General features: G+C 24.6%; 7 protein-coding genes. All 7 read right to left on the bottom strand.

Annotated features, from left to right (window positions below; all coding sequences use genetic code 11):
* Positions 1–176: 176 nt before the first annotated feature.
* The gene (locus BGI41_RS05925) at positions 177–656 is read right to left on the bottom strand and encodes a flavin reductase family protein (RefSeq protein ID WP_088539467.1); all 480 of its coding nucleotides are present in this window, start codon (positions 654–656) and stop codon (positions 177–179) included.
* Positions 657–873: 217 nt separating this feature from the next.
* Positions 874–1,089, bottom strand: a complete 216-nt coding sequence (locus BGI41_RS05920) for a 4Fe-4S double cluster binding domain-containing protein (RefSeq protein ID WP_088539466.1) — start codon at positions 1,087–1,089, stop codon at positions 874–876.
* Positions 1,090–1,188: 99 nt separating this feature from the next.
* Complete coding sequence (locus BGI41_RS05915) at positions 1,189–1,572, bottom strand: hypothetical protein (RefSeq protein ID WP_143744795.1); 384 nt, start codon at positions 1,570–1,572, stop codon at positions 1,189–1,191.
* Positions 1,573–1,710: 138 nt separating this feature from the next.
* Positions 1,711–2,691, bottom strand: coding sequence for a tRNA dihydrouridine synthase DusB (gene dusB / locus BGI41_RS05910; RefSeq protein WP_088539462.1), 981 nt, complete (start codon positions 2,689–2,691; stop codon positions 1,711–1,713).
* Between the two features lie 266 nt (positions 2,692–2,957).
* Positions 2,958–3,386, bottom strand: coding sequence for an NADAR family protein (locus tag BGI41_RS05905; RefSeq protein ID WP_088539461.1), 429 nt, complete (start codon positions 3,384–3,386; stop codon positions 2,958–2,960).
* Between the two features lie 366 nt (positions 3,387–3,752).
* Positions 3,753–4,490, bottom strand: coding sequence for an MIP/aquaporin family protein (locus BGI41_RS05900; RefSeq protein ID WP_369829836.1), 738 nt, complete (start codon positions 4,488–4,490; stop codon positions 3,753–3,755).
* Positions 4,491–4,724: 234 nt separating this feature from the next.
* The gene (locus BGI41_RS05895) at positions 4,725–6,224 is read right to left on the bottom strand and encodes a DUF2193 domain-containing protein (protein ID WP_088539457.1); all 1,500 of its coding nucleotides are present in this window, start codon (positions 6,222–6,224) and stop codon (positions 4,725–4,727) included.
* Between the last annotated feature and the right edge of the window lie 451 nt (positions 6,225–6,675).

The following is a 6,675-nucleotide window of genomic DNA, read 5'->3' as shown; positions in this document are numbered from 1 at the left end:
ATTACTTAATAAAATCTAAATATAAAAAGAATATAAAAAAACAGAAAAATAATAAAAATACTAAAAAAAAAAAGAACCTAAAACCAAAAAACAACTACAAAAAAAAAATACTAATAAAAAAATAAAAAAAAGAATATAAAAATATAGAAAGGAATCTACAATAAATAGAATAAATATTATAATAACTCTATTTTATTCCAGATTACGTTTCCTTCATCATCTAAATATTCTTCATCACAATGAACTTTATCTACACGTCCAATGAATAATTCATGACTTCCAGGTTTAATAGAATCAACAACAGTACATTCAAAATTTACAGGACAATCAGTTAATATAGGTGCATCTACAACATCACCATCTTCTGAGTTTAAATTTAATTCTTTAAATTTATCAACATCACGTCCTGATTTAGTACCTATAAAACCATATTCTTTTTCAAATCCTTTAGCAGGTATGTTTACTACAAATACTCCTGTATCTTTAATCATATCATATGAAAATCTTTCAGGTACAATTCCAACCATAAACATCCATGGTTCAAAACTTATATTTGCTGCAAAACCAACTGCTAATGCATTATCTTTTCCATCTTTACGACAAGATACAATTGTATTGATAAAAGGCATTCTTTGTATATTTGCTTCTTTTTTCATTTTTAAAACTCCTTAACTTTTACTAATAAAATAGTAAATGTAAAAAATATTTATACTAATTTATTAAATAATTAAAAATATTTTTCTTATTAAGTAATATTAATATTTGTCTAAAGTTTAACTAATTAAAACAAAAAATATACTAATCAAATAAAAATATTAAAAATTTATCTAAAAATTAAACTAATTAAAACAATGTATAAATAATTAAAAAAGTTTATTTTTTTAAATTATATGTATTCTTATTCCCATAAGGACAAATATAAAGACACATTCCACATGCAAAAGGATGTCCTTCTTTTTTTCTATTAATTAAAAAATTAGCACATTTTTTTGGATTATATGATTTTTTAGGATCTAATGAATCAATAATAGCATTACCTGGACAAGCATTAACACAAAGTTTACAATCACCACATAAAGAGTTTATCATACTTCCTGTATAATCTCCTAAAGGAGCATCTGTAAGAATAGTAGCCCAAGTAATTCTTGGTCCATACTCTTTTGTTGTAAGTAAATTACTTTTACCAATTCAACCTACTCCACTAATATGAGCACTAGCTTTGTTACTAAAAGGCTTTTTTAATTTAATTTCTTTATTATTACCCTTTACACCAAGAACAATAGCATGATAACCATTATTTTTAATAAAATTTCCTATTTTTTCAGATATTTTAAGAACCCTTTTATGAGAATTAAAATATTCATCTTGATATTCTTTTGCAAGTTTATCATCATTATATGTTAATGGTATCTTATTAATAATCTCTTCTTTCATACGATGTCCAATAGCAATTGCATATGGATATTTACAGATATCATCACCATAATTATTTATTAATCTTTCTTTATCATCACTAAGATTTGCAATTCCAAAAACATCACTTAATGATTTAATATAATCTATTATTATCATATTATCAATCATTATATCTTAATTATCTAAAATACTTAACCCATCTAAACTCAATTAAATAAAGTAAAAATACTTATTAACCACTTAAACTCAATTAAATAAACTAAAGATGCTTATTATAACTATATAAACTATAATCTAACTAATTAAACTATTATAATAATCATCTAATAATTTAAATAAATCTTCTTTTGTATCTACTTTAAATAATTCTCTTAAAATATCATGATTTTTAGGGAAATATTTAATATAATGTGAAACAGGATTTCTCAACCTACGAATAGCTAAATCTTCATTATTATTCTTAAGAAATAGCTCAGTATGTTTTTTAATTATACTAATTTTATCTTCAATACTTACTTTTTGAGGTTCAGTTCCATCTTCCAAATAATTAACACATTCTTTAATTAACCAGGGATTTCCAAGTACTCCTCTACCAATCATAATAGCATCACAAGCAGTTTCATCAATCATCCTTTTAGCATCATAACATGATCTAATATCACCATTACCTATAACAGGTATTGATAATTCATCTTTAACTTCTTTAATTATAGACCAATCTGCTTTACCAGAATATCCCTGAGTTCTAGTACGTGGATGAACAGTGATTCCTGATGCACCTGCATCTTCTACAATTTTAGCAATTTCAAGTGCATTAATACTATTACTATCCCATCCACTTCTAATTTTTACAGTTACTGGAATATTAAGAGTATCAACAACAGTTTTTATTATATCATATGCTCTTTCAGGATCTTTAAGTAATGCACTACCAGAATTAGAGTTTATTGCTACTTTTTTAACTGGACAACCCATATTAATATCAATAATTTCAGGTTTTATATGATTATATACATATTTTGATGCAATTTTAAATGAATCAGAATCAGGTCCAAAGAGTTGTACTGAAATAGGTCTTTCATAATCAGTCATATATAATAATTCATTAGTTCTATTATTCCCATATTTAATTGCATTAGTAGATATCATTTGAGTTCCAATAAGCCCACAACCCATAGATTTAACAATACATCTAAAAGATGAATCACATTCACCAGACATAGGAGCTAAAACAACTTGATTATCTATTTCAACATCACCAATCTTCCACTTCATTAAAATCACATAACATTTTTAAACTTAATATTAAATTAGTTTTAATTGATTTATAAATTTTAAATAAAAAATAGAAAATATATTAAAATTATTTTAATTGATTTATAAATTTTAAATAATTTAAGAATAAATCATATAAATTCAATATACAAAATCAATTAAAAATTAAAATAAATTAATTAATATAAAAAAATTACAAACTATAATGGAATAAAAAATTAAAATAAATTAATTAATATAAAAAACTAGAAACTAAAAATCAAATTTTATTCTTTACTTAATTCTCTTCTTACTTTCATTAAAGTTAATCCTAATTTATTTTTACCTTTACCTTTATAAACACCCCAATATCCGTCTCTCCAAGTGTTTCCTTCAATTAAAACAGCATCTCCTGTATCAATTAATAATTTTCTTAAATCATCATTTTGTTTAAATTTAGCCATACATACTTCATACATTACATCATCACGAATTTCACGCCAATCATGACGTAAACGAATATTACGACCTAATTTTTTTGCTAAAGATGGAGTTAAATTAGAAAATATAATTTTAATTTCATCATCAGATGCTTTCTGAGCCTGAAAAGCTGCTTCAGAATTATTATAAATAATTCCCCCATATTCTACATTACATTCATAAAAATTACTTAAAAAATGATATTTTCCAATAAATTCATTAATTTCATTAGTCATTATATTCACCCACTAATTTAAATTAAGAAATTAAACAATGATTAATTAATTAAATATTATATTGAATATTTATAAAATTAAATATTTAATAATTTCTATTATATACATTTTAACTTGTTTTTCAATGAACCTAATATTAAAAATAGTATAAAATTTTTTATTTTTTTTTTAATAAATCTTATTTTATAAATTTTTAATTTTAAATAATTAACTAAAAGAACTAAAAAAGAAATAAAATAACTAGAATACGAAAATTAAAATACAAAGCAATAAAATAGCTAAAAATATGAAAAATAGCTAAACAGATAAAAAAAATAAAAAATATAATTAATGAAGATAAAAATCCTCAAAAATTATATTTAATCTTTAAATTTTACAATTGGAATTATTACTAGCAAGACCCATATAAGTTAAAGCAGCTAAAATACCACCAAGAATTGGACCTATAATATAAATATAGAAATAACCCCAAAGGTTTCCTCCACCAACAAAATAATCAATTAAATAAGGACCAAAAGTCCTTGCTGGATTAATAGATCCACCAGTAATAGGTCCAAGAACAAAGATTGCTAAAGCAACAGCAGTACCAATTGCTAAACCAGCAGCTCTTGGATCTGCTTTTTTATCTACAGCAGTACCCATAACAACTAACACTAGTAAATAAGTACCAATAAGTTCAGCAATAATAGCAGAGATTACACTTACTCCCGAAGCAGGAGCAGTTGCACCTAAAGCTGCAACAGTTGCAGAACTTGGTCCAATACATATAAAGACAAATAAACTTCCTAAAACTGCACCAATTATTTGTGCAATAATATATCCTATAGAATCTCTTAATGAAATATTTCCAGAAATTAGTAAACCAATAGTTACTGCAGGATTAAAATTAGCACCAGATATTTTTCCAAGTGAATAAATACCAACCATTACAGTAAGACCAAATGCTAATGAAATAGCAAACCATTCAGCAAATCCCCCTAATGCCCCTACATGGCCATTAGCAAGTAAAGTTCCATGAACTGCAGATCCAGTACCAATAAATACAAGGAAGAATGTTCCAATTAATTCAGCTAGAAATTTATTTGACAAATTCCCTTTCATAATATCATCTACAATTGTTTATCCATAAATATAAAAATAAAATTCAAAATTTTAAATTTATAATATAAAATAAACATTGTTTATAGTTTTTTGTAAAATATTATAAATTTTTTATTAAAATTAAGAAATTAACTTAAAAAGTTAATAAAAATTATAATTTTTTATTAAAATCAATAAATTAACTTATTAAAGTAAATATAAAAAGTAAAAAACATAGATAAACTAGATTTTAAACTTTTATATAGCATTTTTCCATTGACAATATTGGTGTCTAAAATCAATAAGTGAAGCAGAAGCACAATTTTTACATGCTTTAACAGGTGAGTTTGCTTTATCTTTATTAAGAGCAATAACATTTGTCATTAAAGTTGCAGTCATTGGTTCTGAAGTAAGTAAACAAGGATAATCTGCAAGACGCATTAATGAAGAGAATCTTACAGTAATACCACAAGATGGATAAGTATATCTTTGTGGATTCATAATTACCTCATTATCAAGTATAGGTTTTAAATCAACAGGATAAGAATTTACCATAGGTACTAAAACACCTGGATCAGAACATTTTGCTTTTCTAGCTTTATCAAGATATGTATAACCTCTATAAACCATATCCATAAAGTCAGAATTATGTAACTCTGTAGCTGCTCCTCTTGTTGGATTTAATTGTATGAAATTGTGGAAACGTTTTGTAAGAAGATCAACAACCATTACAGCATTAAATCCATCAAGTTCTAACATATATTCTGTAGCACATGCTGAAGCACCAGTAGTTAAACTTAAAATATCAAATGGAGATTTGAATTTTTCAAGATTTGATTTTAAAGTAGATTCAATTACATCAGTTGTAGCTTCAATTACTGCCATTATTACATCATCTTTACACATATTATATGTAGATTGTGATATATGATGAGCAATATCTCCTACACAGTATGCAGGTACAGTTACAATATTTCCATAATGTACTCCATCATCCATTGCAGCTTTAACATATGGTGTCATCTGTTTTTTATAGTTCTCCATATATTTCCTACAATCAAAAGATGATTCACCAGCATCATCCATAAGTTTACCTTGAGCCTCAATTGGATTAAGATATATATCTTGTAATTGTTTAATCTCAATCTCAGTAGCTTCAGCAGCACTTGCACCTTTTTCAAGTGCTTGTGAAAATGCATCACCAACTCCATAAGAAGTATTCATACCCCAAGATTTAGAAGATAAAATAGTTTCTTTATGTTCTAATGGAATATCTGTTTTAAGAAGAATTTGATTTACAACATTACTTGTACTTCCAGGAATCATTGCAAAATCAACTACACAAGTAGGACCATAAAATCCACCATAATGCCTAATTGATTCACGAGATATTAATGCTTCACTATCCCCAATTGCCTGTGCAAATTTTTCTACACTTTCATTAAATCCAGAATCTTCTTCTTTTAAAATTTCAAGTACAGGTGGTGTTTGATAATGTTCAACCATTGGATCATCTTCTGGTCTAACAGTATCAGTTAAACCTAAAAGTGTATCATAATGTGTTTTAACAGAGTTTCTATGTAAATCAAAAACAGATTGTGCTTGATTGTCAATTGGTTCCATATTATATGCAGCATCTAAATATGGTTTAGCATCACTTATTTTAAATTTAGTGCCCCTTTTCTCCTTAATAACACCAACATCTGCTCTTTGAGCAGAAATTGCTTCATTTACCATTTTTTCAAATAATTCATTCATATTATCACCTATAAATGTTTAAATACCAAATGAAAATGAAAAATAAATAATAAAATCTTCTATGATAAACAGTTAGTAAATAAAATTATATATAAATTTCGCCTAGGTATTAGATAAAAAATTTATATAATATGAAGTAGATAATTAATAGTAGTTCTAATATTAACTTAGTATTTCAATAAAAAAAGAAAATTAAACGAATAATCCTAATTTTAAAACTAAAAAAGCCATTTTTCCAAAGTCAAAATTATGAATTAATAAATGATATTTATTAAAAAATATAAATAAATCAAATTTAAGTTTATAAATAAAAATAAACTCTTTAAAATAAAAATCCTCATTTTAAATAAAAAAACTTTAATTAGTTAATAAAAGAAATAAAAAATACAAAATAAGGCTTTAATTAGAAATAAATAGCATACATAAAATAAAATAATTAAAAAATATAAAT

Origin of the sequence: Methanobrevibacter sp. 87.7, from assembly GCF_002208625.1 — an archaeon.
GTDB lineage: Archaea > Methanobacteriota > Methanobacteria > Methanobacteriales > Methanobacteriaceae > Methanarmilla.
Note: the sequence above shows the minus strand (reverse complement) of the source record. Positions and strands in the feature narration are given on the sequence as shown.